The sequence below is a fragment of the Caulobacter sp. S45 genome (genome assembly GCF_903642205.1).
Classification (GTDB): domain Bacteria; phylum Pseudomonadota; class Alphaproteobacteria; order Caulobacterales; family Caulobacteraceae; genus CAHJWH01.
The window spans coordinates 1-23,505 of record NZ_CAHJWH010000034.1 but is presented as its reverse complement, the minus strand read 5'-3'; the positions used below and the strand labels follow the sequence as shown (position 1 = coordinate 23,505).

Sequence of the window (23,505 nt, the reverse complement as noted above, 5' to 3'; positions counted from 1 at the left end):
CGCGCCGGATGGGATGACGACTACCTCCAAGCCGTCATCTCCCAAACCGCTTGATCCCTTCAAGCGATTCCCCTGGCAAGCCAGCTTGTAGGCTTGACGCGCCCCGCCCGCATCGTCATAAACCGCGCTCCGTTGAATCGGCCGTAGGCGCTCGTCGTCTAGACGCGGTTCGCGATACGAACTTCACGAGCCGCGCCCTTCCCGGCGCGTAGTGATCGGGGCCTTCGCAGTTTGCTGCGCAGGGCCCTTTCGTTTTGCGGCTCACGTCATCGCGGTCTGGCTTGACGGGTCGGATTGGTGGCGTTCGGGACGTAGTACGGCGTTCGGCTTTCGGGCCGGGGGTCATGGTCTTTGAACTGTACGAGCGGAACGGACGCGAGGACGGCATCGGTATGGATCGTCAGAATATTCGCATACGCCTGAAGGCGTTCGATCACCGGGTGCTCGACCACTCGACGCGCGAGATCGTGCAGACCGCCAAGCGCACCGGCGCGACCGTGCGTGGGCCGATCCCGCTGCCCACCAAGCTCGAGAAGTTCACCGTCCTGCGCTCGCCGCACATCGACAAGAAGAGCCGCGAGCAGTTCGAGATCCGCACGCACAAGCGCGTGCTCGACATCGTCGATCCCACGCCCCAGACGGTCGATGCGCTGATGAAGCTCGACCTGTCGGCCGGCGTCGACGTCGAAATCAAGCTGTAGGGGAGCCGGACAGATGCGAACCGGCGTACTCGCCAAGAAACTCGGCATGACCCGCTTCTTCGACGAAGCCGGCCAGCACGTGCCCGTGACCGTGCTCTCGCTCGAGGGCTGCCAGGTCACCGCCCAGAAGACGATCGAGAAGGATGGCTACGTGGCCCTCCAGCTCGGCGCGGGCGCCAAGAAGGCCAAGAACACCTCTCAGGCCATGCGCGGCCATTTCGCCAAGGCGCTGGTCGAGCCGAAGCACATCGTCACCGAGTTCCGGGTCAGCGAAGACAGCCTGATCGAAGTGGGCGCGGAGTTGACCGCGGACCACTTCGTGCCGGGCCAGAAGGTCGACATCCAGGGCACCACGATCGGCAAGGGCTTCGCTGGCGGCATGAAGCGCTGGAACTTCGGCGGCTTGCGCGCCACCCACGGGGTATCGCTGTCCCACCGTTCGCTGGGCTCCACCGGGCAGCGCCAGGACCCGGGCAAGACCTTCAAGGGCAAGAAGATGGGCGGGCACCTCGGTGTCGAAACCGTCACCACCCAGAACCTCACCGTGTGGCGCGTCGACGTCGAGCGCGGCCTGATCATGATCAAGGGCGCCGTCCCGGGGTCGGAGAACGGCTACGTCAAGGTCAGCGACGCGGTGAAGAAGGCGCTTCACGCCGATGCGCCCAAGCCCGGCGCCTTCCGTGCTTCGGGTGCAGCTTCGACACCTGCTGAAGCGGCCCCTGAGGCTCCGGCCCAAGAGGGAGCTGAATAATGAAGCTCAATGTCATTACCTTGGCCAACGACCAGGCCGGCGAGATCGAGCTGTCGGACGCGGTGTTCGGGATCGAGCACATCCGCGGCGACATCCTGCAGCGCTGCGTGACCTGGCAGCTGGCCAAACGCCGCTCTGGCAATCACAAGATCAAGACCCGCAACGAAGTCGCCCGCACGGGCAAGAAGATGTACAAGCAGAAGGGCACCGGCGGGGCCCGCCACGGCTCGCGCAAGGCCGCCCAGTTCGTCGGTGGCGCCAAGACCCACGGTCCCGTGGTCCGCAGCCACGAGTTCAGCCTGACCAAGAAGCTCCGCGCCCTGGCGCTGCGCCACGCGCTCAGCTCCAAGGCCAAGGCCGGCAGCCTGGTCGTGGTCGACCAGCTCGCGCTGGATGCGCCCAAGACGGCGGCGCTCCGGACCCAGTTCGAGGCCCTGGGCCTGAAGAACGCCCTGGTTATCGCCGGCCCCGAGGTGGACGCCAACTTCAAGCTGGCCGCCCGCAACATCCCGCTGATCGACGTGCTGCCGGACGCGGGGCTGAACGTCTATGACGTGTTGCGCCGCGACACCCTGGTGCTGACCCGCTCCGCGGTGGAGGCCATTGAGGCGCGCTTCTCGGGCGAGGCCGCCGAGACCGAACAGAAGGAAGCCGCCTGATGGTCGCGACCGCACGCCACTACGACGTCATCCTGGCGCCGCACATCACCGAGAAGGCCACGGTCCTCTCCGAACTGAACAAGGTCGTGTTCCGGGTGGCCAAGGACGCCACCAAGGACGAGATCACCGCGGCCGTCGAGGAGCTGTTCAAGGTCAACGTGCTCAAGGTCAACACCGTGGTGACCAAGGGCAAGACCAAGCGCTTCCGTGGCATCATGGGCCGCCGCGACGACGTGAAGAAGGCGATCGTGACGCTGGCCGAAGGCCAGTCCATCGACGTCACGACCGGCCTGTAGGGAGCGAAAGCCATGGCGCTCAAGACATTCAACCCGATCACGCCGGGCCAGCGCGGCTTGGTGCTGGTTGACCGCAGCGAACTCCATAAGGGTCGTCCCGAGAAGTCGCTCGTCGAAGGTCTGACCAAGTCAGGCGGTCGCGGCGGCAACGGCCGGGTAGCCGTTCGCTTCCGCGGCGGCGGAGCCAAGAGGCTCTACCGCATCGTCGACTTCAAGCGTCGCAAGTGGAACGTGCCCGCCACCGTCGAGCGGCTGGAGTACGACCCCAATCGCTCCGCCTTCATCGCGCTGGTGAAGTATGCCGACGGCGAGCTGAACTACATCCTGGCTCCCCAGCGCCTGAAGGCCGGCGACGAAGTGGTGGCCGGTGAGAAGGTGGACGTGAAGCCCGGTAACGCCATGCCGCTCCGCGGCATGCCCATCGGCACCATCATCCACAACGTCGAGATGAAGCCGGAGAAGGGCGCCCAGATGGCCCGCTCCGCCGGCGCCTACGCCCAGCTGGTCGGCCGTGACGCCGGCTACGCCCAGATCCGCCTGGGTTCGGGTGAGCTGCGCATGGTGCTGGACGGCTGCATGGCCACGGTGGGCGCGGTGTCCAACCCCGACCACATGAACCAGAACCTCGGCAAGGCCGGGCGCGTCCGCCACATGGGCTTCCGCCCGCACGTGCGCGGCGTGGCCATGAACCCGGTCGACCACCCCCACGGCGGCGGCGAGGGCAAGACCTCCGGCGGCCGCCATCCGGTCACCCCCTGGGGCAAGCCCACCAAGGGCCGCAAGACCCGCACCAACCAGGAGACGGATCGCTTCATCATCCGCTCCCGCCATGCTCGGAAGGCTCGCTAAGCGATGACCCGCTCCCTCTGGAAAGGCCCGTTCGTCGACGGCTACCTGCTGACGAAGGCGGACAAGGCCCAGGACTCCGGCCGCAAGGACGTGATCAAGACCTGGTCGCGCCGCTCCACCATTATGCCCCAGTTCGTCGGCCTGACCTTTGGCGTTCACAACGGCCACAAGCACATGCCTGTGCAGGTGTCGGAAGACATGGTGGGCCACAAGCTCGGCGAGTTCGCGCCAACGCGGACCTTCTACGGCCACGCGGCCGACAAGAAGGCCAAGAGGAAGTAGGCGATGAGCAAGCAAGCCAAGCCCCGCCGCCTGTCCGAGACCTCGGCCATGGCCAAGATCGCGTCGCTGCGGACCAGCCCGCGCAAGCTGAACCTGGTGGCCCAATCAATCCGCGGCCTGCCGGTCCAGCGCGCCCTGAACGAGCTGGAGTTCAGCCCCAAGCGCATCGCTATCGACGTGCGCAAGGCCCTCTACTCGGCGATCTCCAACGCCGAGAACAACCACAACCTCGACATCGACTCCCTCGTGGTCGCCGAGGCCTTCGTGGGCAAGAACCTGATCATGAAGCGCTTCTCCGCCCGCGCCCGCGGCCGGGCGTCGCGCATCGAAAAGCCGTTTGCGGAGATCACCATCGTGGTCCGCGAACAAGCCGAGGCCGCCTAAATGGGACAGAAGGTCAATCCGATCGGCTTCCGCCTCGGCGTAAACCGGACCTGGGACAGCCGCTGGTTCGCCGACGGCGAAGACTATGCGCGCCTGCTCCACCAGGACATCAAGGTCCGCAAGTGGCTGAAGGCGCGGCTGAAGCAGGCTGGCGTCTCGCGCGTGATCATCGAGCGCCCGCACAGGAAATGCCGCGTCACCATCTATGCCGCACGCCCGGGCGTGATCATTGGCAAGAAGGGCGCCGATATCGAGAAGCTGCGCAAGGATCTGGCCGCCATTACCGAGGGCGAGGTGTTCCTCAACATCGTCGAGATCAGGAAGCCCGAGACCGACGCCCAGCTGATCGCCGAGTCCATCGCCCAGCAACTGGAGCGCCGGATCGCCTTCCGCCGCGCCATGAAGCGCTCGCTGCAGTCCGCCATGCGCCTGGGCGCCAAGGGCGTGCGGATCAACGTCTCGGGCCGTCTTGGCGGCGCGGAGATCGCGCGGATGGAGTGGTATCGCGAAGGTCGCGTACCTCTGCACACCCTGCGCGCCGACATCGACTACGGCGTCACCGAGGCTGTGACCACCTATGGCATCATTGGCGTGAAGGTCTGGGTGTTTAAGGGTGAAGTGCTGGAGCACGATCCGATGGCCCAGGACAAGCGGTGGGCGCTGGAAGCCACCGGCCCCGCCGGCGACGGCGACCGTCGCGACCGTGACCGTCCCCGGGGTCCGCGCCGTGACCGCAATGCGCCGTCCAGTGACGCGCCTGCGGCCTGAAGGTGATCTGAGATGCTACTCCCCAAGAAGACCAAGTTCCGCAAGCAGTTCAAGGGCCGCATCCATGGCGCGTCCAAGGGCGGCACGGCGCTGAATTTCGGCGCCTATGGCCTGAAGGCCCTGGAGCCGGAGCGGATCAGCGCCCGCCAGATCGAGGCGGCCCGCCGCGCGATCACCCGCCAGATGAAGCGTCAGGGCCGCGTCTGGATCCGCATCTTCCCGGACGTGCCGGTGACCGGCAAGCCGGCCGAGGTGCGGATGGGCAAGGGCAAGGGCGCCATCGACCACTGGGCGGCCCGGGTCCATCCCGGCCGGATCATGTTCGAGATCGACGGCGTGGCCGACGACGTAGCGCGCGAGGCCCTGCGCCTGGGCGCCGCCAAGCTGCCGATCCGTACCAAGGTGGTCACCCGCCTGGATGCCGGCGTGCTGGTCGAGAACATGGCGGAGGCCGCGTAATGAAGATGACTGAGGTGCGCGGCCTGACCGCCGACCAGCTGTCCGACAACCTGCTCGAGCTGAAGCGCGAGCAGTTCAACCTTCGCTTCCAGGCGGCCACGGGCCAGCTGGAGAAGCCCCACCGTGTGAACGCTATCCGCAAGGATATCGCACGCATCAAGACCCAGATGCACCAGGCTGCACCTGCGGCCAGCAAGGAGGGCTGACCCATGCCCAAGCGTATCCTGGAAGGCTTGGTCGTCTCCGACAAGGGCGACAAGACTGTGGTGGTCAAGGTCGAGCGGACCTTCCTGCACCCGGTGCTGAAGAAGACCGTGCGCCGGTCCAAGAAGTACCACGCCCATGACGAAGCCAACACCTACAAGGCCGGCGAGAACATTCGGATCATCGAGTGCGCGCCCAAGTCCAAGCTGAAGACCTGGGAGGTCCTCCCGAAGGGCGCTCCTTCGTCGGCCGTTTAAGTATTTAAAGGAAGTCTGAACCATGATTCAGATGCAAACTAACCTGGACGTCGCCGACAATTCGGGCGCCCGCCGGGTCATGTGCATCAAGGTGCTGGGCGGCGCGGGTCGCCGCTATGCCAGCGTCGGCGACGTCATCGTCGTGTCCGTGAAGGAAGCCATCCCCCGTGGCCGGGTCAAGAAGGGCGACGTGCTGCGCGCGGTCGTCGTGCGCACGGCCAAGGACATCGCCCGCAAGGATGGCTCCACCATCCGCTTCGACAAGAATGCGGCGGTGATTGTCAACAAGTCGGCCGAGCCGATCGGCACGCGCATCTTCGGGCCGGTGCCCCGCGAACTGCGCGCGAAGAACCACATGAAGATCATCTCGCTCGCGCCTGAGGTGTTGTGATGGCCGCCAAGATCAAGACGGGCGACACCGTCGTCCTGCTCGCGGGCAAGGACAAGGGCAAGCAGGGCAAGGTCCTGAAAGTCATGCCCAAGGACACGCGCTTGGTGGTGGAAGGCCTGAACATGGTCCAGCGCCACACCAAGGCCTCGCAGTCCGATCCCCAAGGCGGGATCAAGCGCAAGGAAGCGTCGCTGCACGTTTCCAACGTCGCCATGGTGGACTCCAACGGCAAGCCGACCCGCGTCGGTTTCCGCACCGAGGGCGAGAAGAAGGTCCGGTTCGCCAAGACGACCGGGGAGGTCATCAGTGGCTAAGTCACCGACGAAGAGTTCTTCCGGCAAGGCGCCCAGCGCGCCGCGCGAAGTCGGACTGGCAAACGAGTCTCTCGGGGCTGACGGTCGCTACGAGCCGCGCCTGAAGACGGTTTACAAGGCCAAGATGCGCGATGCCCTGCGCGAGCAGTTCGGCTACACCAACGAAATGCAGATCCCGCGGCTCGACAAGATCGTGCTGAACATGGGCATCGGCGAGGCGGTCAACGATTCCAAGAAGACCACCGCCGCCATGAAGGACCTGGCGCTCATCGCCGGCCAGAAGCCCCAGCCCACGAGGGCGCGGAACTCCATCGCCGGCTTCAAGCTGCGCGAGAACATGGTCATCGGCGCCAAGGTGACCTTGCGCAAGGACCGGATGTACGAGTTCCTGGACCGTCTGATCACCGTGGCCCTGCCGCGGGTGAAGGACTTCCGGGGCCTGAAGCCCACCAGCTTCGACGGTCGCGGCAACTACGCCATGGGCCTGAAGGAGCACATCGTGTTCCCCGAGATCAACTACGACGAGATCGACCAGATGTGGGGCATGGACATCATTGTCTGCACCACGGCGAAGACAGACGACGAAGCGCGCGCGCTTCTTAAGGAATTCCAATTCCCGTTCACTCAAGCGTCGGGGAGCTGAAGGCACATGGCCAAGAAGAGCGCCGTCAACCGTAACCTCGCCGTCCGCAAGACCGTCAAGCGGTTCGCCGCCAAGCGCGCCGAGCTGAAGGCCCTGGCCAACGACGAGAGCCGTCCGCTGGAGGAGCGCTTCGACGCGCGCCTGAAGCTGGCCGAGCTGCCCCGCAGTTCCTCGCCCACCCGCATCCGCAACCGCTGCGAGGTGTCGGGCCGTCCGCGCGCCTATTACCGCAAGCTGCACATGAGCCGGATCGCGCTGCGGGAGCTCGGCTCCCAGGGCCAGATCCCGGGCCTCGTGAAGTCGAGCTGGTAGGGGAGGGGAGAAGATGTCTTTCAACGATCCCCTGAGCGACATGATCGCCCGCATCCGCAACGCCGCCATGCGCAAGCGTTCCAAGGTGTCCACCCCGGCCTCCAAGCTCCGCGGGCGCGTGCTCGACGTGCTGGAGACCGAGGGCTACATCCGCGGCTACGCTCTGGTCGAAGAGCCCGGCAAGCATCCCGAGTTCGAGATCGAGCTGAAGTATTTCGACGGGGCGCCGGTCATTGCCGAGATCGCCCGGGTGTCTAAGCCGGGCCGCCGGGTTTATTCCGCCATCGGCGACTTGGCGCCGGTGAAGAACGGGCTCGGCATCTCCATCCTGTCCACGTCCAAGGGCGTGATGTCCGATCAGGCTGCGCGAGCCGAGAACGTCGGCGGCGAAGTCCTGTGCCGCGTCTACTGAGGCGATAGTCCCATGTCCCGTATCGGAAAGAAGGCGATCAGCGTCCCCTCCGGCGTCACCGTGACGCTGGACGGCCAGAAGATCGCCGTGAAGGGCCCCAAGGGCCAGCTCGCCTACAGCGCGCCCGAGGAGATCAAGGTCTTCCAGGAGAATGGCTCGGTGAGCTTCACCCCCACCAGCGACAGCCAGCGCGCCAACGCCATGTGGGGCCTGACCCGCACCCTGGTGAACAACATGGTCGAGGGCGTGACCAAGGGCTATGAGGAGACGCTCGAACTCGTCGGCGTGGGTTACCGCGCCGCGATCAAGGGGCGGAACCTCAGCCTGCAGCTGGGCTTCAGCCACGACATCGACATGCCGCCTCCGGAAGGCATCACCTTCGCGTCGTCCCGCCCGGGCGAGGTGAAGATCGCCGGCATTGACAAGCAGATGGTGGGCGAAGTCGCCGCCCGCATCCGCCGCATCCGTCCGCCGGAGCCCTACAAGGGCAAGGGCGTGCGCTACGCCGGCGAGAAGGTCCGGCGCAAGGAAGGCAAGAAGAAGTAGGCCATGGCCCTCAAGCCCCGCGAAACTCACCTGCGCCGCGCCGAGCGCAATCGCCTACGCCTCCGGGCCGTTGGCAACGGGCGTCCGCGCCTGTCGGTGCACCGCTCCTCCAAGCACATCTACGCCCAGGTCATCGACGACGCGGCGGGCCACACGATTGCGGCCGCCTCTTCGCTTGAGAGCGGCGAGGGTGCGCCCGAGAAGGGTTCCGACAAGGCCGCCGCGGCCGCTGTCGGCAAGCTCGTCGCCGAGCGCGCCAAGGCCGCTGGGATCGAGACCGTGGTGTTCGACCGCGGCGGGTTCGTCTTTCACGGCCGCGTCAAGGCGCTGGCCGACGCCGCGCGCGAAGCCGGCCTGCAGTTCTAAGGATAACCGATGGCTCGTCCCAACGAAGGCAACCGCCGTCCCCGCGATGGCGAGGACCGCGACAGCGACATCCAGGAAAAGCTGGTCCACATCAACCGCGTGGCCGCCACCGTGAAGGGCGGGCGCCGCTTCTCGTTCGCCGCCCTGATGGTGGTGGGCGACGGCAAGGGCAGGGTTGGCTTCGGCCATGGCAAGGCGCGCGAAGTGCCGGAAGCCATCCGCAAGGCGACCGAGGAAGCCAAGAAGACCATGATCCGCGTGCCGCTGCGCGAGAGCCGCACCCTGCACCATGACGGCGCGGGCCGTCACGGCGCGGGCAAGGTGACGCTGCGCGCGGCGCCTCCGGGCACCGGCGTGATCGCCGGCGGCCCCATGCGTGCGGTGCTGGAGACGCTGGGCGTGCACGACGTGGTGGCCAAGTCGATCGGCTCGTCCAACCCCTACAACATGATCCGCGCCACCTTCGACGCCCTGAAGGCCCAGAGCTCGCCCCGCCAGATCGCCGCCAAGCGCGGCAAGAAGGTCAGCGACGTGCTGGGCCGCAGGGCCGACGGCGCCTCGTCGCCCGAAGCCGTGGAGGGCTAAGCTGATGGCCACCGTCATCGTCCGCCAGGTCGCCAGCCCGATCCGCCGCCCGAAGGACCAGCGCGAGACCCTCAAGGGGTTGAAGCTGAACAAGATCGGCCGGACCTCCGAGCTGCCCGACACCCCCCACGTCCGCGGCATGATCGCCAAGGTCGCCCACATGGTGCGGATCGAAAACGAGGGCTGAAATCTTATCCTCCCCCGCAAAGCGGGGGAGGATATACAACCGCCGAGTCGGCCCCCGCGCCGGCGCTAGCCTCTTAAGGAGCAGGCCATGAAGCTGAACGAGATCGCTGACAACGAAGGCGCCCGCAAGAAGCGGATGCGCGTCGGCCGGGGCGAAGGCTCCGGTAAGGGCAAGACCGCCGGCCGCGGCGTGAAGGGCCAGAAGGCCCGCACCGGACACGGCATGAAGGGCTTCGAGGGCGGCCAGATGCCGCTGCACATGCGCATGCCTAAGCGCGGCTTCAACAACCCCTTCGCCAAGGACTTCGCCGAGGTAAACCTCTGGCGCATCGCCAAGGCCATCGAAGCCGACAAGCTCGACGTCGCCGCCCCGATCGGCGCGGCAGAACTGAAGGCTGCCGGCGTCATCCGCCGCGAGCTGGACGGCGTGCGCCTCCTCGGCCACGGCAAAATCGCCGCCAAGCTGACGCTGACGGTGTACTCCGCCAGCGCGGGCGCCCGTGCGGCGATCGAAGCCGCGGGCGGCGTGCTGACCGTGACCAAGCCCGCGCCGGTGCCGGAAACGTCGGAAGCCTGATCTCCCTTCCCCCTTGATGGGGGAAGGGTTGGGGATGGGGTTTGGACGGCGGCGCGGCTCGAAATCTAGCTAACGGCTGCGCCTCTTGCAGATCGGGCGCCGCCGTCCACCCTCTCCCCCCATCGAGGGGGAGGGATTGCGTAAGGGCTATTGCGGGGCGCGAAAGCGGCAACCCGTCGCTCGCAAACCTCAGCGGAACGCTCTACCTGTAACTGGATTGTGCCGTCGGGTCCCGGCCGGGCGGCACGCGGGCTTTCAAGGACGCTCCATGGCTTCGGCGGCTGAACAGCTCGCGGCGAACATGAACTTCGGGGCGTTCCAGCGCGCCACCGACCTGCACAAGCGGCTGTGGTTCACGCTGGGTGCGCTGATCGTCTATCGCCTGGGCACCTACATCCCCATGCCTGGGATCAACATCCAGGCCTTCGCCCAGGCCTTTAATGGTCAGTCCAAGGGCATCCTGGGCATGTTCAACATGTTCTCGGGCGGCGCCGTGCAGCGGATGGCGATCTTCTCGCTGAACGTCATGCCCTACATCTCGGCCTCCATCATCGTGCAGCTGATGAGCACGATGTACCCGCCCTGGGAGAAGCTGAAGAAGGAGAGCGCGGCCGGCCAGAAGACCCTGAACCAGTACACGCGCTACCTTACCGTGCTGCTGGCCCTGGTGCAGTCCTTCGGCATCGCCCAGGGTCTGTCGCACGCCGGCCATGTGGTCGATCAGCCAGGCGTCTTCTTCATCATCTCCACCATGGCGACGCTCACAGGCGGCACGCTGTTCCTGATGTGGCTCGGCGAGCAGATGACCACCCGCGGCGTCGGCAACGGCACATCCCTGATCATCTTCGCCGGCATTGTGGCCAACCTGCCCAAGACGCTCTGGCAGATGGTCTCCCAGACCCAGACGGGCTCGATGAGCGCGTTCGGCCTGCTGGGCATCCTGGCGCTGGCCGTGGCGGCGGTGCTGTTCATCGTGTTCATGGAGCGGTCCCAGCGCCGCCTGCTCGTCCAATACCCCAAGCGCCAGGTCGGCAACCGCATGTACGGAGGCGACAGCTCCTTCCTGCCGCTGAAGATCAACACGTCGGGCGTCATTCCGCCGATCTTCGCTTCGTCGCTTCTGCTTCTGCCGACCACGGTGCTTGGCTTCGTGGCGAGCAGTGGAAAGCCGCCGGCCTGGGCGCCCTGGCTGCCCAACGTGGTGGGCCAGCTCTCGCGCGGGCACCCGGCCTATCTGGTGCTCTACGGGTCCTTGATCCTGTTCTTCACCTTTTTCTACACTTCCATCGTCTTCAATCCGGACGAGACGGCGGAGAACCTTCGCAAGTACGGCGGCTTCCTGCCCGGCATCCGGCCCGGCAGGCGCACCGCGGAATACATGGATTTCGTGCTGACCCGGCTGACGGTGATCGGGGCCGCCTATATCGCCTTCGTCTGCCTGGTGCCCGAGGCGATCATGAGCGGCAATCCCACCACCCAGATCATGGGCGGCACCTCTATCCTGATCGTGGTGACGGTCACCATGGACACGGTGACCCAGATCCAGTCGCACCTGCTCGCTCACCAGTACGAAGGCTTGATGAAGAAGTCCCGCGGCAAGAACGGCGGCGCAGTGGGCATGCGTCCCCGCGTGAGCCCGCGGGTGGCGGCGCGATGAACCTGATCCTGTTCGGCCCACCGGCGGCCGGGAAGGGGACGCAGGCCCAGCGGCTAGTTACCGAGCATGGCATGGTCCAGCTCTCAACTGGCGACATGCTGCGCGCCGCCAAGACCTCGGGCTCAGCGCTCGGCCAGCAGGTGGCGGGCATCATGGACCGTGGCGAGCTGGTTTCCGACGAGATCGTCATCGCCCTGATCGAGCAGCATCTGCCGGCGGCCGAGGCGGCTGGCGGCGCCATCTTCGACGGTTTTCCGCGCACCGTCGCCCAGGCGCAGGCGCTGGACGGTATGCTATCGCATCGGCACAGCCAGATCGACGTAGTGCTGCGGTTGGTGGTCGATCATCACGCGCTGCTCTCGCGGATCGCCAAGCGATTCGAGGAGCAAGGCCGGCCAGACGACAATCCTGAGGTGTTTGAGACGCGCCTCTCGGCGTACGCTGCCCAGACGGCACCGCTGCTGCCCTACTACCAGATATCGGGCAAGCTCATCGAAGTGGACGGCATGGCCGACATCGCCAGCGTGTCTGCTGCGGTTGACGCCGCGCTGGACAAGCTCGGACTGCAAAAGGTTCCTCAACCTCGCTTCAAACCGGCAGCGCCGGTTGACTGAGGCGCGAGCTTCCCTATAACCACGTATTCCGCGAAAGGGCGCGACAGTGCGCCGGTTCCGCCTATGGCGGCTCCGGCCCTATTTGCGTTTTCCGTGCGCGCACAGGAGAGATAGAGCGTGGCCCGCATCGCAGGTGTCAATATCCCTACCAACAAGCGCGTCGAAGTCGCGCTGCAATACATCCACGGTATCGGCCAGCAGCGCGCCAAGGAAATTCTCGAGACCGTCGGTATCGAGGACGCCCGCCGGGTGAACCAGCTCACCGACGCCGAGGTGCTTCAGATCCGCGAGACCATCGACCGCGAGTACATCGTGGAAGGCGACCTGCGCCGCGAGGTCTCCATGAACATCAAGCGCCTGCAGGACTTGGCCAGCTACCGGGGCCTGCGCCATCGCCGCGGCCTCCCCGTCCGCGGTCAGCGCACCCACACCAACGCCCGCACCCGCAAGGGTCCGGCCAAGCCGATCGCCGGCAAGAAGAAGTAAGGACTAGCTGTCGATGGCCAAGGAACCCACACGCGTCAAGAAGCGCGAGCGCAAGAACATCACCTCGGGCGTCGCTCACGTGAACGCTAGCTTCAACAACACCATGATCACCATCACCGACGCGCAAGGGAACACCATCTCCTGGTCCTCCTCGGGCACGATGGGGTTCAAGGGCTCACGCAAGTCCACCCCCTACGCCGCCCAGGTCGCCGCCGAAGATGCGGGTCGCAAGGCCATGGAGCATGGCGTGAAGACGCTGGAAGTGAACGTGGCCGGCCCGGGCTCTGGCCGCGAGTCGGCGCTGCGCGCGCTCCAGGCCGTGGGTTTCTCCATCACCGCCATTCGCGACGTGACGCCGATCCCGCACAACGGCTGCCGTCCGCCTAAGCGCCGCCGGGTCTGATCCCCGCCCGCTGATACCTTCAAGAGCGCTGAGCGGCTGTCCTTTATCGGATTGGCCGCTGGCGCTCGAACTCCGTTCGAGAGACGATCGTGATCGAAAGAAACTGGCAAGACCTGATCCGTCCCGAGAAGCCCCAGATCGAGCTCGGCGCCGACAGCCAGCGCAAGGCGCGCATGGTGGCCGAGCCCCTGGAACGCGGCTTCGGCGTGACGCTCGGCAACTCCCTGCGTCGCGTGCTGCTGTCCTCGCTGCAGGGCGCGGCCGTCACCTCGGTGCAGATCGACGGCGTGGTGCACGAGTTCTCCTCCATGGAAGGCGTGCGCGAGGACGTCGTCGACATTATCCTGAATATCAAGCAGCTGGCGCTGCGGATGCACTCCGATGGACCTAAGCGCATGACGTTGCGCGCCACCGGCCCGGGCGTGGTCACCGCCGGCCAGATTGAAGCGCCGTCTGACATCGAGGTTCTGAACAAGAACCACGTGATCTGCACCCTTGACGAGGGCGCGCAGGTACGGATGGAGTTCACCGTCAACATCGGCAAGGGCTACGTCGCCGCCGAGCAGAACCGTCCCGAGGACGCTCCCATCGGGCTGATCGCGGTGGACGCGCTCTACAGCCCGGTGAAGCGCGTCGCCTACCGCGTCGAGCCGACCCGGCAAGGCCAATCGCTCGATTACGACCGCCTGGTGCTCGAAGTGGAGACTAACGGCGCCGTGTCGCCGGTGGACTCGGTGGCATACGCCGCGCGCATCCTGCAGGACCAGCTCCAGCTCTTCATCACCTTCGACGAGCCAAAGAAGAAGGTGGTGGACGAGGCCAAGCCGGAACTGCCCTTCAATCCCTCGCTGCTCAAGAAGGTCGACGAGCTGGAGCTGTCGGTTCGCTCGGCCAACTGCCTGAAGAACGATAACATCGTCTATATCGGCGACCTGATCCAGAAGACCGAGGGCGAGATGCTGCGCACCCCGAACTTCGGCCGCAAGTCGCTGAACGAGATCAAGGAGGTGCTGACCAACATGGGCCTGCACCTCGGCATGGACGTGCCGAACTGGCCGCCCGAGAACATCGAAGACCTGGCCAAGAAGTTTGAAGACCAAATCTAAAGCCTGCTGACCCCGCACGCGCCCGGCCCGCCGGGCGCCTGCTCTGCCCCCTTCCAACCTGAAGGGTGAGGCCTGCTGAGGAGACCAAGCCATGCGTCACGGAAATGCCCATCGCAAACTCGGCCGGACCTCGGCCCACCGCACCGCGATGTTCGCCAACATGGCCGCGAGCTTGATCAAGCACGAGCAGATCACCACCACCCTGCCGAAGGCCAAGGAGCTCCGTCCCTTCGTCGAAAAGCTGGTGACGCTCGCCAAGCGCGGCGACTTGCACGCGCGCCGCATTGCCATCAGCCGGGTGCGCGACGTGGACCAGGTTAGCAAGCTGTTCGCCGCCATTGGCCCGCGCTACGCCGACCGCAACGGCGGCTATATCCGCATTATGAAGGCGGGCTTCCGCCACGGCGATAATGCGCCGGTCGCGGTGATCGAGTTCGTGGACCGCGACACCTCCGCCAAGGGCCAGGACAGCGGCCCGGTGATGACGGCTGACGACGACTACCAGGACTGAGCACCTTCGCCGGGCTTTTCCAAAGGGCGGTCCGATTTCCGGGCCACCCTTTTTCGTGTTCTCACCGCGACCGGTCCAGCGCCTTAACGCAGGCGAAAGCCTGGGCAGCTCAAGACTTCGGTATAAGGGTCAGGGATCGCGTGATGCAGGACGGCCTGCAGGCTCAAAGGCGGGGCGCCTCGTCCCGTGGCGAACGCCTGGACGTCGTCATGGCGGTTCTGGCTGTCGGGGCCTTCACCGCGCCCGGCATGTTGCTGATGGGCTTGTCCGACGATCCGAACGCGCCGCCCAACCCCATGCTCCGGCTCTACTGGCCGCCGGTCTATGCACTGGCGCTGCTGCTCTGCACGCGACGCTGGCGGCAGTTGGCGCGCGCGTGGTGGCCGGCCATCCTGGTGGCGCTCCCGGTGGTCTGGGCTTGTGCGTCCAAGTCATGGTCGATCATGCCAGACGACACAGGACGGCGCGCCTTCGCGCTCATCCTCACCACCGTGTTCGGCTTCGGCCTCGGCGCCGCCTTCACCGGTCGGAGCATGGTCCAAATCATCGCCGCCGCGGGCCTGCTGCTGGCGGCGGGCAGCGTCGTCGTGGCCATCGCCATTCCACGCTATGGGGTGGAGCAGCTGGTGAATGCCGGTGACTGGCGAGGTCTCTGGGACACCAAGAACGCGCTTGCCGGCTTCATGATGATCAGCGCGCTCGCCGCCGCCTGCGCCGCGACGCTCGCAGACGGTCACCGCAGGCTCTGGGTTGCGAGCTTCGGCCTGTGCGTCTTCGATCTTCTGATGAGCCGGGGCAAGACCTCGCTGGTCTGCCTGTTGCTGGGTCTGGCGCTGCTGGCGGCGTTCAGCTTGGCCCGGCGCGGTCCAGTTCGTGCGGTCCTGGCCGTTTGGGGAGCCGGCGCGTTGAGTCTCGCGGCGGGCTTCTCGGCTTTCGTGGTTCCGGACGCCCTCTTCCACGCCATCGGCAAGGACCCGACCCTCACCGGCCGCACCCAGATCTGGGCCGCCGTGCTGGGCCAGGTCGCCCAGCGGCCGCTGACCGGCTTCGGTTTCGCGGCCTTCTGGAACAAGCAGTCGGCGCCCGCCATGGTCGTCGCCAAGCAGACCGGTTGGGTGGCTCCTGAGGCGCATAACGGCTGGCTCGATCTGCTGGCTCAGGTGGGCTGGGTGGGACTGGCGCTCACCTCGCTCGGCTGCCTGTTCGGACTCATCTTCGCCATCAGGCGGTGGGGCGGTCGAGACGACGGCTGGTTCGCGCCCATCTACCTCGCCATCTTCCTGGGCATGTCCATGGCGGAAAGTGTGCTGCTCTCAGGCAACAACCTAGTCTGGGTGGTGTTCGTCGCCGTGCTCACCCAGCTGCTCGGCCCGGCCAAGCTTGTTTCGCCCGTGCTGCGCGCGCCCCGACCTACGTCGAGCGTGTCGGTCCCGCCGGTCCTATCGGTCTCAGGCTCGGGATGAGCAGCCGGGAACAGGCTTGACCGCGCCCACGCCAGACCCTATCCACACCGCCTCGCGCCGGGTGAATCCAGGCATGCGGGTGTAGCTCAGTTGGTTAGAGCGCCGGCCTGTCACGCCGGAGGTCGCGGGTTCGAGTCCCGTCACTCGCGCCATTTCCAAGCACAACGTCTATCGGTCGGCTTCGCCACCACGGGCAAGGCGCTGCAGGGGTGATGCCCGCGCGTGGAAACCGCTCGCATCCCTGGCTTTTCGCCCGGCTGCGTTTGAAGCCCGCAAGGCCTTGGTCTACAAGCGCCGGACTCCCATCTGAGGCTTCGATGAACGCCTTCCTGCTGCAGTACCTGCCGATCCTCGTGTTCATGGGGATTGCGGCCGTGATCGGCTCCGCCTTTCTGGTGGCGGCCTTCACGCTCGCGCCGCGCGATCCCGATCCGGAGAAGATCTCCGCCTATGAGTGCGGGTTCAACGCCTTCGAGGACGCGCGCATGAAGTTCGACGTGCGCTTCTATCTGGTCTCCATCCTGTTCATCATCTTTGATCTGGAGGTGGCGTTCCTGTTTCCCTGGGCAGTCAGCCTGATGAAGCTGCCGCACGACATCCAGGTGTTCGCCTTCTGGTCGATGTTCACCTTCCTGTTCATCCTCACGGTCGGCTTCATCTATGAGTGGAAGAAGGGCGCGTTGGAATGGGAGTAGCGACCGTGCGTCCCACCGAAGACGCTTTCAGCGCATCCCCGTCCGGCCTCCTGGTCCCGCCCGTCCCCGCAGGGGCCGCCGCGCGATCAAGTGTGCAGGGCTACGATCCACAGCTGCACGATGCGGGCTTTGACGCGCTGTCCAGCCAGCTCTCCGACCAGGGCTTTGTCACCGCGGCGCTGGACGACGTGATCACCTGGGCGCGCACCGGCTCGCTGATGTGGATGACCTTCGGCCTGGCCTGCTGCGCCATCGAGATGATGCAGGCGTCGATGCCCCGCTACGACATGGAGCGCTTCGGCATGGCCCCCCGCGCCAGCCCGCGGCAGAGCGACATGATGATCGTGGCCGGCACCCTGACCAACAAGATGGCCCCGGCGCTGCGCAAGGTCTATGACCAGATGCCGAACCCGCGCTACGTCGTGTCCATGGGCTCCTGCGCCAACGGCGGCGGCTATTACCACTACAGCTACAGCGTGGTGCGCGGTTGCGACCGGATCGTGCCGGTGGACGTCTATGTCCCCGGTTGCCCGCCGACGGCGGAGGCGCTGATCTACGGCCTGCTGCAGCTGCAGAAGAAGATCAGGCGAACCGGGACCATCGACCGATGAGGGGCGACCGATGACCCTCATCGTCGCCGATGACGAACTGAAGGTGATGGGCGAGGCCATCCTGGCCGACGCCATGGGCTCGGCCGTGGGCTTCCGCGTCGAGTACGGCGAGCTCTCCATCATCGCCCAGCCGAACCGGATCGTGGACCTGCTCACGATCCTGCGCGACAACGCCGCCTACAGGTTCATCCAGCTGACCATGCTGAGCGGCGTCGACTATCCCGACCGGGCGCGCCGGTTCGACGTGGTCTACCAGCTGCTCTCCTTCGCCAAGAACCGGCGGCTGCGGGTCAAGCTGCAGACCGACGAGGACACGCCGGTGCCGTCGGTCACGACCGTGCACCCTGCGGCGGACTGGTACGAGCGCGAGGCGTTCGACATGTACGGCATCTTCTTCGAGGGCCATCCGGACCTGCGTCGCATCCTGACCGACTACGGCTTCCACGGCCATCCGCTGCGCAAGGACTTCCCGATGACGGGCTATGTCGAGGTGCGCTGGGACGAGGCGCTGAAGCGGGTGGTCTACGAGCCGGTCAAGCTGCCCCAGGAGTTCCGAGCCTTCGACTTCCTCTCGCCGTGGGAAGGCGCCCGCGCCGCCCTGCCCGGCCAGGGCTACGAATACGTGCTGCCGGGCGACGAGAAGGCCTTCGACAAGGCCGAACAGGCGATGAGCGCCAAGAGCGCCGCGGCGCTGAACGCGCCTCAGACCGCTTTGAGCGCCGAGACGCTCACCTCCGTCGACCAGAAGGCCGGCACCGACTCTGCGCCCTCCCACGCGCCCCCGCCGCCTCCGCCGAAGAAGGGCTAGCCTCATGGCCGACGACGCTCTCACGGCGCAGAACCCGTCCATGCAGACGGAGATCATTCCGCCCGCGGTGCTGAACCAGCGCGGCATGACCATCACGCCGGCCGACGACTTCGGCGTGCCGGAGACCAAGGTCCGAAAGTTCAACATCAACTTCGGCCCCCAGCACCCCGCCGCCCACGGCGTCCTGCGCCTGGTGCTGGAGCTGGACGGGGAGGTGGTGGAGCGGGTGGACCCGCACATCGGCCTGCTTCACCGCGGCACCGAGAAGCTGATGGAGGCGCGCACCTATCTCCAGTCGATCCCCTATTTCGACCGGCTCGACTACGTGGCGCCGATGAACCAGGAGCACGCCTTCGTGCTCGCCATCGAGCAGATGCTGGGCATCCAGGCGACGCCTCGGGGCCAGATCATCCGCGTCCTGTTCGCCGAGATCGGCCGCATCCTCAGCCACATCCTGAACGTCACGACGCAGGCCATGGACGTCGGCGCGCTCACCCCTCCGCTCTGGGGGTTCGAGGAGCGCGAGAAGCTGATGGTCTTCTACGAGCGCGCCTCAGGCGCGCGCCTGCACGCCAACTACTTCCGTCCCGGCGGCGTGCACCAGGACCTGACGCCGGCCCTGATCGACGACATCGCGGCCTGGTGCGAGAGCTTTCCCAAGGTGCTGGCCGACATCGACGGCCTGGTCACCGGCAACCGCATCTTCAAGCAGCGCAACGTCAACATCGGCGTGGTCTCGGCGGAGGAGGCCTTCGCGCGGGGCTTCTCCGGGCCGATGGTGCGGGGGTCCGGTATCGCCTGGGACCTGCGCAAGTCCCAGCCCTATGACGGCTACGAGACCTACGACTTCGATATCCCCGTGGGGAACAACGGCGACTGCTATGACCGCTACCTCATCCGCATGGAGGAGATGCGCCAGTCCATCCGCATCATGAAGCAGTGCGTGGAGCGGCTGCGCACTACGCCGGGTCCCGTGATGACCGAGGACGGCAAGGTCGCGCCCCCGCGCCGCGCCGACATGAAACGCTCGATGGAGAGCCTGATCCACCACTTCAAGCTCTACACCGAGGGCTTCCACGTGCCCGCCGGCGAGGTCTATGTGGCGGTAGAGAACCCCAAGGGCGAGTTCGGCGTCTACCTGGTCGCCGACGGCACCAACAAGCCCTATCGCTGCCACATCCGCGCGCCGGGCTTCGCCCACCTCCAGGCCATGGACTGGATGAACCGCGGCCACCTGCTGGCCGACGTGGCCGCGATCCTGGGGTCCATCGACATCGTGTTCGGGGAGGTGGACCGGTGAGCGTCCGCCGTCTTGCCAAGGAACAGCCTGCAAGCTTCGCCTTCACGCCGCAGAGCCTGGAGAAGGTGAACTTCTGGCTGGCCAAGTATCCGCCGGCCAAGAAGCAGTCCGCCTCCATCCCGCTGCTCTGGCTGGTGCAGAAGCAGGAGGGCTGGGTCTGCGAACCCGCCATCCGCCTGGTCGCCAGGATGCTCGAGGTGCCGGTGATCCGGATCCTGGAGGTGGCGACCTTCTACACCATGTTCATGCTGGAGCCGGTGGGCCGCGCCGCCCTGATCCAGGTATGCGGCACCACGCCGTGTGCGCTCCGCGGCGCCAACGAGCTGATCGCCATCTGCAAGCAGGAGTTCGGTCAGAAGGGCCACATGACCGCCGACGGCCTGTTCACCTGGGAAGAGGTGGAGTGCATGGGCGCCTGCTGCAACGCGCCGATGGCGGCCATCAACGACTACTACTACGAGGACCTGACGCCGGAGAGCTTCCGCCAGATCATCGCCGACTTCCGCGCCGGCAAGTCGCCCAAGCCCGGCAGCTACACGGGCCGTCGCAGCTCCGAACCGGCCGGCGGCGCCCAGACGCTGAGCGATCCGGCGCTGTACGACGGGTCCAAGGCCAGGAAGATCGAGAAGCTGCCGAACGCGCCTGAGCCGGAGCCCGTGGCATGAGCTGGAAGCAGCCCTACTCAGGGCGCATCATCCTGTCGCTCGTGTTCGCCACCGCCTTCCTGATCAACGGCGGCCTGGGCCTCGGCGTCGCCTTGACGTCGAGGCCGCCCCACGTGAACGGCATGTCGGCGGTGGTGTTCGTCTTCGGCTTGTGCGCCCTGGTCACGGCGGTTGTGCAGTTCGTGCAGATGCAGAAGCCTGATCTTGGGAAGGCGAGTTAATGCGCCTTGTGGCGACCGCATCAGGCCTCTTCTCCTCCCCTGCGAAGCGGGGGAGGGGGGCCATGCGTAGCGTGGTGGAGGGGGCGTCCAGCCCACGTCGCGCCCGGGGAGCCCCCTCCGTCACGCCGCTTCGCGTCGCGCCACCTCCCCCGCTTCGCAGGGGAGGAGATACTGTCCTCCGTTCGGAACACGCCTGATGCCCGGCATCCTCGAAGACAAGGACCGCATCTTCACCAACCTGTACGGGTTCCAGGACCCGTACCTGGAGGGCGCGCGCCAGCGGGGCGCCTGGAACGCGACGGCCGACATCCTGTCGTGCGGGCGCGACTGGATCATCACCAATATGAAGAACTCCGGCCTCCGCGGCCGGGGCGGGGCGGGGTTCAACACCGGGCTGAAGTGGTCCTTCATGCCCAAGACGGTGACCGAGGGCCGCCCGCACTACCTGGTGGTCAACGCCGACGAGTCCGAGCCCGGCACCTGCAAGGACCGGGAGATCATGCGCCATGATCCCCACCTGTTCATCGAAGGCTGCCTGATCGCCTCCTTCGCCATGCAGGCCCACGCCTGCTACATCTACATCCGCGGCGAGTACGTCTTCGAGCGCGAGGTGATGGAGCGCGCGGTGGCGGAGGCCTACGCCGCCAACCTGATCGGCGAGGACAACGACTTCGGCTACCCCTTCCACCTCTATATCCACCACGGCGGCGGCGCCTACATCTGCGGCGAGGAGACTGCGCTGCTGGAGAGCCTGGAGGGCAAGAAGGGCCAGCCGCGGCTGAAGCCCCCGTTTCCTGCCGGCGCCGGCCTCTACGGCTGCCCCACCACGGTGAACAACGTGGAGAGCATAGCGGTCGTGGGTACGATCCTGCGCCGGGGCGCCGACTGGTTCTCAAGCTTTGGCCGGCCGAACAATACCGGCACCAAGCTGATGTGCGTCTCCGGCCACGTGAACCAGCCCTGCAACGTGGAAGAGGCCATGTCCATTCCGCTGAAGCAGCTGCTGGAGGACCACTGCGGGGGCGTCCGCGGCGGCTGGTCGAACCTGAAGGCGGTGATCCCCGGCGGCTCCTCCGTGCCGATGATCCCGATCGATCAGTGCGAGACCGCGCTGATGGACTTCGACAGCCTGCGCGACCTGAAGAGCGGCCTCGGCACCGCCGCGGTGATCGTGATGGATCGCTCCACCGACCTGATCCGCGCCATCAGCCGCATCAGCTACTTCTACAAGCACGAGAGCTGCGGCCAGTGCACCCCCTGCCGCGAGGGCACGGGCTGGATGTGGCGGGTGATGGAGCGCATGGCCAACGGCACCGCCGAGATGCGCGAGATCGACATGCTGCTGGAGGTCACCACCCAGGTGGAGGGCCACACCATCTGCGCCCTCGGCGACGCCGCCGCCTGGCCGATCCAGGGCCTCTTCCGCCACTTCCGCCCTGAGGTGGAGGCGCGCATCTCCAGCTACCGCACCGGCAAGCCGCACGTGCAGGGCGCCGCGCTGCTGGCGGCGGAGTAGGGGAAGAAGATGGCCGACGAACCCGACAACTTCGTCCTGCAGTATCTCAGGCGGATCGACGCGAAGCTCGATCGCGTGATCGAGGACGCCTCCGATCTCAAGGTTCGCATGAGCACGATGGAGCAGAGGTTTGCCGGCGTCGAGATGAGTATCGCGGGTGTCCAGGCTCGCATCGACCGTGTTGAGCATCGGCTGGATAGAATTGAACGGCGGCTCGACCTCGTCGAGATGCCCGTGGGAATGCGCTGATGCCCATCGCCAAGGTCAACGGCCGAGAGGTCGAGTTCGAGCCCGGGATGACCGTGCTCCAGGTCGCCGAGCTGGCGGGGGAGGAAATCCCGCGCTTCTGCTATCACGAGCGGCTGTCCATCGCCGGCAACTGCCGCATGTGCCTGGTGGAGGTGAAGCCCGGGCCGCCCAAGCCTCAGGCCAGTTGCGCGCTCCCCGCCGCCGACAAGCAGGAGATCTTCACCAACACGCCCATGGTGAAGAAGGCCCGCGAAGGGGTGATGGAGTTCCTGCTCATCAACCACCCGCTGGACTGCCCGATCTGCGACCAGGGCGGGGAGTGCGACCTGCAGGACGAGGCCATGGGCTATGGCCGCGACGACAGCCGTTACGTCGAGAACAAGCGGGCGGTTGAGGACAAGTTCCTGGGCCCCCTGATCAAGACGCAGATGAACCGCTGCATCCAGTGCACCCGCTGCGTCCGCTTCTCCACCGAGATCGCCGGCGTGTCGGAGATGGGCATGATCTCCCGCGGCGAAGACGCCGAGATCACCAGCTATCTGGAGGAGGCGCTGACCAGCGAGCTCTCCGGCAACCTGGCCGACGTCTGCCCAGTAGGCGCCCTGACCCACAAGCCCTGGCAGTACAACTACCGCCCCTGGGAGCTGAAGCACACCGACACCATCGACGTGATGGACGCGCTCGGCAGCGCCATCCGAGTGGACGCCAAGGGCTCCCAGGTCATGCGCATCCTGCCGCGCGTGAACGAGGACATCAACGAGGAGTGGATCAGCGACAAGACCCGCTACGTCCCCGACGGCCTGATCCGCCAGCGCCTGGACCGCCCCTTCATCCGGGTCGGCGGCAAGCTGAAGCCGGCGACCTGGGCCGAGGCCTTCGCGGCGGTGGCCGGGAAGCTCCGCGCCACCTCAGCTGACAGGATCGGGGTGATCGCCGGCGACCTGCAGGACGCGGAATCCATGAAGGCGGCGATGGACCTGTTCTCCTCGCTGGGCGTGAAGAACCTTGACTGCCGCCAGGACGGCGCCAAGTTGGGCCACGGTCCGCGCGAGAGCTGGCTCTTCAACACCACCATCGCCGGCATCGAGAAGCTCGACCGCCTGCTGCTGGTCGGGACCAACCCGCGGCGCGAGGCCCCGCTGCTGAACGCGCGCATCCGCAAGGCATGGCTCAAGGGCAAGCTGAACGTCGGCCTGATCGGCGAGGCGGCGGACCTGCGCTACGGCTTCGACTATCTGGGCGCCGGGCCCGCTTCGCT

36 protein-coding genes, 1 tRNA gene and 1 pseudogene are annotated in these 23,505 nt (G+C 66.3%); all 38 read left to right on the top strand.

Annotation, left to right across the window (positions count from 1 at the left end; genetic code table 11):
- The first annotated feature begins 392 nt into the window (after positions 1–392).
- Complete coding sequence (gene rpsJ, locus HUV06_RS05785) at positions 393–701, top strand: 30S ribosomal protein S10 (protein WP_174300325.1); 309 nt, start codon at positions 393–395, stop codon at positions 699–701.
- A 13-nt stretch (positions 702–714) separates the two neighbouring features.
- Positions 715–1,452, top strand: a complete 738-nt coding sequence (gene rplC, locus HUV06_RS05780; RefSeq protein ID WP_174300323.1) for a 50S ribosomal protein L3 — start codon at positions 715–717, stop codon at positions 1,450–1,452.
- Positions 1,452–2,111 (top strand): 50S ribosomal protein L4, encoded by a 660-nt coding sequence (rplD, locus tag HUV06_RS05775; RefSeq protein WP_174300322.1) that lies wholly within the window; start codon positions 1,452–1,454, stop codon positions 2,109–2,111. Before rplC ends, rplD begins: the two co-directional genes overlap by 1 nt.
- Positions 2,111–2,407, top strand: a complete 297-nt coding sequence (locus tag HUV06_RS05770) for a 50S ribosomal protein L23 (RefSeq protein WP_174300321.1) — start codon at positions 2,111–2,113, stop codon at positions 2,405–2,407. The genes rplD and HUV06_RS05770 overlap by 1 nt, the downstream gene beginning before the upstream one ends.
- Positions 2,408–2,419: 12 nt before the next feature.
- On the top strand, positions 2,420–3,256 hold the full coding sequence (gene rplB / locus HUV06_RS05765; RefSeq protein ID WP_174300320.1) for a 50S ribosomal protein L2: 837 nt from the start codon (positions 2,420–2,422) through the stop codon (positions 3,254–3,256).
- A 3-nt stretch (positions 3,257–3,259) separates the two neighbouring features.
- Positions 3,260–3,538: a 30S ribosomal protein S19 gene (rpsS, locus tag HUV06_RS05760; RefSeq protein WP_174300319.1), complete on the top strand. Its 279-nt coding sequence runs from the start codon at positions 3,260–3,262 to the stop codon at positions 3,536–3,538.
- A gap of 3 nt (positions 3,539–3,541) precedes the next feature.
- Positions 3,542–3,922 (top strand): 50S ribosomal protein L22, encoded by a 381-nt coding sequence (gene rplV, locus HUV06_RS05755; RefSeq protein WP_174300318.1) that lies wholly within the window; start codon positions 3,542–3,544, stop codon positions 3,920–3,922.
- The gene (gene rpsC / locus HUV06_RS05750) at positions 3,923–4,690 is read left to right on the top strand and encodes a 30S ribosomal protein S3 (protein WP_174300317.1); all 768 of its coding nucleotides are present in this window, start codon (positions 3,923–3,925) and stop codon (positions 4,688–4,690) included. It abuts the gene before it with no gap.
- 12 nt (positions 4,691–4,702) lie between these two features.
- On the top strand, positions 4,703–5,149 hold the full coding sequence (rplP, locus tag HUV06_RS05745) for a 50S ribosomal protein L16 (RefSeq protein ID WP_174300316.1): 447 nt from the start codon (positions 4,703–4,705) through the stop codon (positions 5,147–5,149).
- On the top strand, positions 5,149–5,355 hold the full coding sequence (rpmC, locus tag HUV06_RS05740) for a 50S ribosomal protein L29 (RefSeq protein WP_174300315.1): 207 nt from the start codon (positions 5,149–5,151) through the stop codon (positions 5,353–5,355). Before rplP ends, rpmC begins: the two co-directional genes overlap by 1 nt.
- 3 nt (positions 5,356–5,358) lie before the next feature.
- Positions 5,359–5,610, top strand: coding sequence for a 30S ribosomal protein S17 (gene rpsQ / locus HUV06_RS05735; protein WP_174300314.1), 252 nt, complete (start codon positions 5,359–5,361; stop codon positions 5,608–5,610).
- A 22-nt stretch (positions 5,611–5,632) separates the two neighbouring features.
- Positions 5,633–6,001, top strand: a complete 369-nt coding sequence (gene rplN / locus HUV06_RS05730) for a 50S ribosomal protein L14 (RefSeq protein ID WP_174300313.1) — start codon at positions 5,633–5,635, stop codon at positions 5,999–6,001.
- Positions 6,001–6,315, top strand: a complete 315-nt coding sequence (gene rplX / locus HUV06_RS05725; protein ID WP_174300312.1) for a 50S ribosomal protein L24 — start codon at positions 6,001–6,003, stop codon at positions 6,313–6,315. The genes rplN and rplX overlap by 1 nt, the downstream gene beginning before the upstream one ends.
- Before the next feature lie 55 nt (positions 6,316–6,370).
- Positions 6,371–6,958 (top strand): 50S ribosomal protein L5, encoded by a 588-nt coding sequence (gene rplE / locus HUV06_RS05720; RefSeq protein ID WP_256430020.1) that lies wholly within the window; start codon positions 6,371–6,373, stop codon positions 6,956–6,958.
- Positions 6,959–6,964: 6 nt separating this feature from the next.
- Positions 6,965–7,270: a 30S ribosomal protein S14 gene (gene rpsN, locus HUV06_RS05715; protein WP_174300310.1), complete on the top strand. Its 306-nt coding sequence runs from the start codon at positions 6,965–6,967 to the stop codon at positions 7,268–7,270.
- 13 nt (positions 7,271–7,283) lie between these two features.
- A complete protein-coding gene (rpsH, locus tag HUV06_RS05710; RefSeq protein WP_174300309.1) occupies positions 7,284–7,682 on the top strand; it encodes a 30S ribosomal protein S8 in 399 nt (132 codons plus the stop codon).
- 12 nt (positions 7,683–7,694) lie between these two features.
- Positions 7,695–8,228 (top strand): 50S ribosomal protein L6, encoded by a 534-nt coding sequence (gene rplF, locus HUV06_RS05705; protein WP_174300308.1) that lies wholly within the window; start codon positions 7,695–7,697, stop codon positions 8,226–8,228.
- Positions 8,229–8,231: 3 nt separating this feature from the next.
- Positions 8,232–8,594, top strand: a complete 363-nt coding sequence (rplR, locus tag HUV06_RS05700) for a 50S ribosomal protein L18 (protein WP_174300307.1) — start codon at positions 8,232–8,234, stop codon at positions 8,592–8,594.
- Positions 8,595–8,603: 9 nt separating this feature from the next.
- Positions 8,604–9,179: a 30S ribosomal protein S5 gene (rpsE, locus tag HUV06_RS05695; RefSeq protein WP_174300306.1), complete on the top strand. Its 576-nt coding sequence runs from the start codon at positions 8,604–8,606 to the stop codon at positions 9,177–9,179.
- A gap of 4 nt (positions 9,180–9,183) precedes the next feature.
- Positions 9,184–9,366, top strand: coding sequence for a 50S ribosomal protein L30 (gene rpmD, locus HUV06_RS05690; RefSeq protein ID WP_174300305.1), 183 nt, complete (start codon positions 9,184–9,186; stop codon positions 9,364–9,366).
- 87 nt (positions 9,367–9,453) lie between these two features.
- On the top strand, positions 9,454–9,942 hold the full coding sequence (rplO, locus tag HUV06_RS05685; RefSeq protein WP_174300304.1) for a 50S ribosomal protein L15: 489 nt from the start codon (positions 9,454–9,456) through the stop codon (positions 9,940–9,942).
- Positions 9,943–10,210: 268 nt separating this feature from the next.
- Positions 10,211–11,599, top strand: a complete 1,389-nt coding sequence (gene secY, locus HUV06_RS05680; protein WP_174300303.1) for a preprotein translocase subunit SecY — start codon at positions 10,211–10,213, stop codon at positions 11,597–11,599.
- A complete protein-coding gene (locus tag HUV06_RS05675; protein WP_174300302.1) occupies positions 11,596–12,213 on the top strand; it encodes an adenylate kinase in 618 nt (205 codons plus the stop codon). The genes secY and HUV06_RS05675 overlap by 4 nt, the downstream gene beginning before the upstream one ends.
- Positions 12,214–12,330: 117 nt before the next feature.
- Positions 12,331–12,699, top strand: coding sequence for a 30S ribosomal protein S13 (rpsM, locus tag HUV06_RS05670; RefSeq protein WP_174300301.1), 369 nt, complete (start codon positions 12,331–12,333; stop codon positions 12,697–12,699).
- 13 nt (positions 12,700–12,712) lie between these two features.
- A complete protein-coding gene (rpsK, locus tag HUV06_RS05665) occupies positions 12,713–13,102 on the top strand; it encodes a 30S ribosomal protein S11 (protein ID WP_174300300.1) in 390 nt (129 codons plus the stop codon).
- A gap of 89 nt (positions 13,103–13,191) precedes the next feature.
- On the top strand, positions 13,192–14,208 hold the full coding sequence (locus HUV06_RS05660) for a DNA-directed RNA polymerase subunit alpha (RefSeq protein WP_174300299.1): 1,017 nt from the start codon (positions 13,192–13,194) through the stop codon (positions 14,206–14,208).
- Between the two features lie 91 nt (positions 14,209–14,299).
- Entirely contained in the window at positions 14,300–14,719 is a 420-nt protein-coding gene (gene rplQ, locus HUV06_RS05655; RefSeq protein ID WP_174300298.1) for a 50S ribosomal protein L17, read from the top strand.
- Positions 14,720–14,862: 143 nt separating this feature from the next.
- The gene (locus HUV06_RS05650) at positions 14,863–16,182 is read left to right on the top strand and encodes an O-antigen ligase (RefSeq protein WP_174300297.1); all 1,320 of its coding nucleotides are present in this window, start codon (positions 14,863–14,865) and stop codon (positions 16,180–16,182) included.
- 75 nt (positions 16,183–16,257) lie between these two features.
- Positions 16,258–16,334: transfer RNA gene (locus HUV06_RS05645), tRNA-Asp, on the top strand.
- 165 nt (positions 16,335–16,499) lie between these two features.
- Positions 16,500–16,877, top strand: a complete 378-nt coding sequence (locus HUV06_RS05640; protein WP_174300296.1) for an NADH-quinone oxidoreductase subunit A — start codon at positions 16,500–16,502, stop codon at positions 16,875–16,877.
- A complete protein-coding gene (locus HUV06_RS05635; RefSeq protein WP_371810999.1) occupies positions 16,847–17,488 on the top strand; it encodes an NADH-quinone oxidoreductase subunit B family protein in 642 nt (213 codons plus the stop codon). The genes HUV06_RS05640 and HUV06_RS05635 overlap by 31 nt, the downstream gene beginning before the upstream one ends.
- 10 nt (positions 17,489–17,498) lie before the next feature.
- A pseudogene (locus tag HUV06_RS05630) lies at positions 17,499–18,137 on the top strand (NADH-quinone oxidoreductase subunit C); the annotation flags it as partial.
- Between the two features lie 244 nt (positions 18,138–18,381).
- Positions 18,382–19,596, top strand: coding sequence for an NADH-quinone oxidoreductase subunit D (locus HUV06_RS05625; protein WP_217433654.1), 1,215 nt, complete (start codon positions 18,382–18,384; stop codon positions 19,594–19,596).
- Positions 19,593–20,261 (top strand): NADH-quinone oxidoreductase subunit NuoE, encoded by a 669-nt coding sequence (gene nuoE, locus HUV06_RS05620; RefSeq protein ID WP_174300293.1) that lies wholly within the window; start codon positions 19,593–19,595, stop codon positions 20,259–20,261. The genes HUV06_RS05625 and nuoE overlap by 4 nt, the downstream gene beginning before the upstream one ends.
- Positions 20,258–20,482: a hypothetical protein gene (locus HUV06_RS05615; protein ID WP_174300292.1), complete on the top strand. Its 225-nt coding sequence runs from the start codon at positions 20,258–20,260 to the stop codon at positions 20,480–20,482. The genes nuoE and HUV06_RS05615 overlap by 4 nt, the downstream gene beginning before the upstream one ends.
- A 196-nt stretch (positions 20,483–20,678) precedes the next feature.
- Positions 20,679–21,998 (top strand): NADH-quinone oxidoreductase subunit NuoF, encoded by a 1,320-nt coding sequence (gene nuoF / locus HUV06_RS05610; RefSeq protein ID WP_174300291.1) that lies wholly within the window; start codon positions 20,679–20,681, stop codon positions 21,996–21,998.
- A gap of 9 nt (positions 21,999–22,007) precedes the next feature.
- The gene (locus HUV06_RS05605) at positions 22,008–22,247 is read left to right on the top strand and encodes a hypothetical protein (protein ID WP_174300290.1); all 240 of its coding nucleotides are present in this window, start codon (positions 22,008–22,010) and stop codon (positions 22,245–22,247) included.
- A partial coding sequence (nuoG, locus tag HUV06_RS05600; protein ID WP_174300289.1) for an NADH-quinone oxidoreductase subunit NuoG occupies positions 22,247–23,505 on the top strand: 1,259 nt, incomplete at its 3' end. The genes HUV06_RS05605 and nuoG, both read left to right, overlap by 1 nt.

Excerpts from the sequence above, each read along its gene's own strand:
- HUV06_RS05615 (WP_174300292.1), top strand. The coding sequence starts at position 20,258 with ATGAGCTGGAAGCAGCCCTACTCAGGGCGCATCATCCTGTCGCTCGTG.
- HUV06_RS05650 (WP_174300297.1), top strand. The coding sequence starts at position 14,863 with ATGCAGGACGGCCTGCAGGCTCAAAGGCGGGGCGCCTCGTCCCGTGGC.
- rpsC (WP_174300317.1), top strand. The coding sequence starts at position 3,923 with ATGGGACAGAAGGTCAATCCGATCGGCTTCCGCCTCGGCGTAAACCGG.
- HUV06_RS05640 (WP_174300296.1), top strand. The coding sequence starts at position 16,500 with ATGAACGCCTTCCTGCTGCAGTACCTGCCGATCCTCGTGTTCATGGGG.
- rpsQ (WP_174300314.1), top strand. The coding sequence starts at position 5,359 with ATGCCCAAGCGTATCCTGGAAGGCTTGGTCGTCTCCGACAAGGGCGAC.
- HUV06_RS05770 (WP_174300321.1), top strand. The coding sequence starts at position 2,111 with ATGGTCGCGACCGCACGCCACTACGACGTCATCCTGGCGCCGCACATC.
- rplC (WP_174300323.1), top strand. The coding sequence starts at position 715 with ATGCGAACCGGCGTACTCGCCAAGAAACTCGGCATGACCCGCTTCTTC.
- rplX (WP_174300312.1), top strand. The coding sequence starts at position 6,001 with ATGGCCGCCAAGATCAAGACGGGCGACACCGTCGTCCTGCTCGCGGGC.
- rplP (WP_174300316.1), top strand. The coding sequence starts at position 4,703 with ATGCTACTCCCCAAGAAGACCAAGTTCCGCAAGCAGTTCAAGGGCCGC.
- HUV06_RS05625 (WP_217433654.1), top strand. The coding sequence starts at position 18,382 with ATGACCATCACGCCGGCCGACGACTTCGGCGTGCCGGAGACCAAGGTC.
- rpsS (WP_174300319.1), top strand. The coding sequence starts at position 3,260 with ATGACCCGCTCCCTCTGGAAAGGCCCGTTCGTCGACGGCTACCTGCTG.
- rpmD (WP_174300305.1), top strand. The coding sequence starts at position 9,184 with ATGGCCACCGTCATCGTCCGCCAGGTCGCCAGCCCGATCCGCCGCCCG.
- rplN (WP_174300313.1), top strand. The coding sequence starts at position 5,633 with ATGATTCAGATGCAAACTAACCTGGACGTCGCCGACAATTCGGGCGCC.
- rpsE (WP_174300306.1), top strand. The coding sequence starts at position 8,604 with ATGGCTCGTCCCAACGAAGGCAACCGCCGTCCCCGCGATGGCGAGGAC.
- rpmC (WP_174300315.1), top strand. The coding sequence starts at position 5,149 with ATGAAGATGACTGAGGTGCGCGGCCTGACCGCCGACCAGCTGTCCGAC.
- rpsH (WP_174300309.1), top strand. The coding sequence starts at position 7,284 with ATGTCTTTCAACGATCCCCTGAGCGACATGATCGCCCGCATCCGCAAC.
- rpsJ (WP_174300325.1), top strand. The coding sequence starts at position 393 with ATGGATCGTCAGAATATTCGCATACGCCTGAAGGCGTTCGATCACCGG.
- rplF (WP_174300308.1), top strand. The coding sequence starts at position 7,695 with ATGTCCCGTATCGGAAAGAAGGCGATCAGCGTCCCCTCCGGCGTCACC.
- HUV06_RS05675 (WP_174300302.1), top strand. The coding sequence starts at position 11,596 with ATGAACCTGATCCTGTTCGGCCCACCGGCGGCCGGGAAGGGGACGCAG.
- rplQ (WP_174300298.1), top strand. The coding sequence starts at position 14,300 with ATGCGTCACGGAAATGCCCATCGCAAACTCGGCCGGACCTCGGCCCAC.
- rplR (WP_174300307.1), top strand. The coding sequence starts at position 8,232 with ATGGCCCTCAAGCCCCGCGAAACTCACCTGCGCCGCGCCGAGCGCAAT.
- rplO (WP_174300304.1), top strand. The coding sequence starts at position 9,454 with ATGAAGCTGAACGAGATCGCTGACAACGAAGGCGCCCGCAAGAAGCGG.
- rplD (WP_174300322.1), top strand. The coding sequence starts at position 1,452 with ATGAAGCTCAATGTCATTACCTTGGCCAACGACCAGGCCGGCGAGATC.
- secY (WP_174300303.1), top strand. The coding sequence starts at position 10,211 with ATGGCTTCGGCGGCTGAACAGCTCGCGGCGAACATGAACTTCGGGGCG.
- HUV06_RS05605 (WP_174300290.1), top strand. The coding sequence starts at position 22,008 with ATGGCCGACGAACCCGACAACTTCGTCCTGCAGTATCTCAGGCGGATC.
- rplV (WP_174300318.1), top strand. The coding sequence starts at position 3,542 with ATGAGCAAGCAAGCCAAGCCCCGCCGCCTGTCCGAGACCTCGGCCATG.
- rpsK (WP_174300300.1), top strand. The coding sequence starts at position 12,713 with ATGGCCAAGGAACCCACACGCGTCAAGAAGCGCGAGCGCAAGAACATC.
- nuoF (WP_174300291.1), top strand. The coding sequence starts at position 20,679 with ATGCCCGGCATCCTCGAAGACAAGGACCGCATCTTCACCAACCTGTAC.
- rpsN (WP_174300310.1), top strand. The coding sequence starts at position 6,965 with ATGGCCAAGAAGAGCGCCGTCAACCGTAACCTCGCCGTCCGCAAGACC.
- rplB (WP_174300320.1), top strand. The coding sequence starts at position 2,420 with ATGGCGCTCAAGACATTCAACCCGATCACGCCGGGCCAGCGCGGCTTG.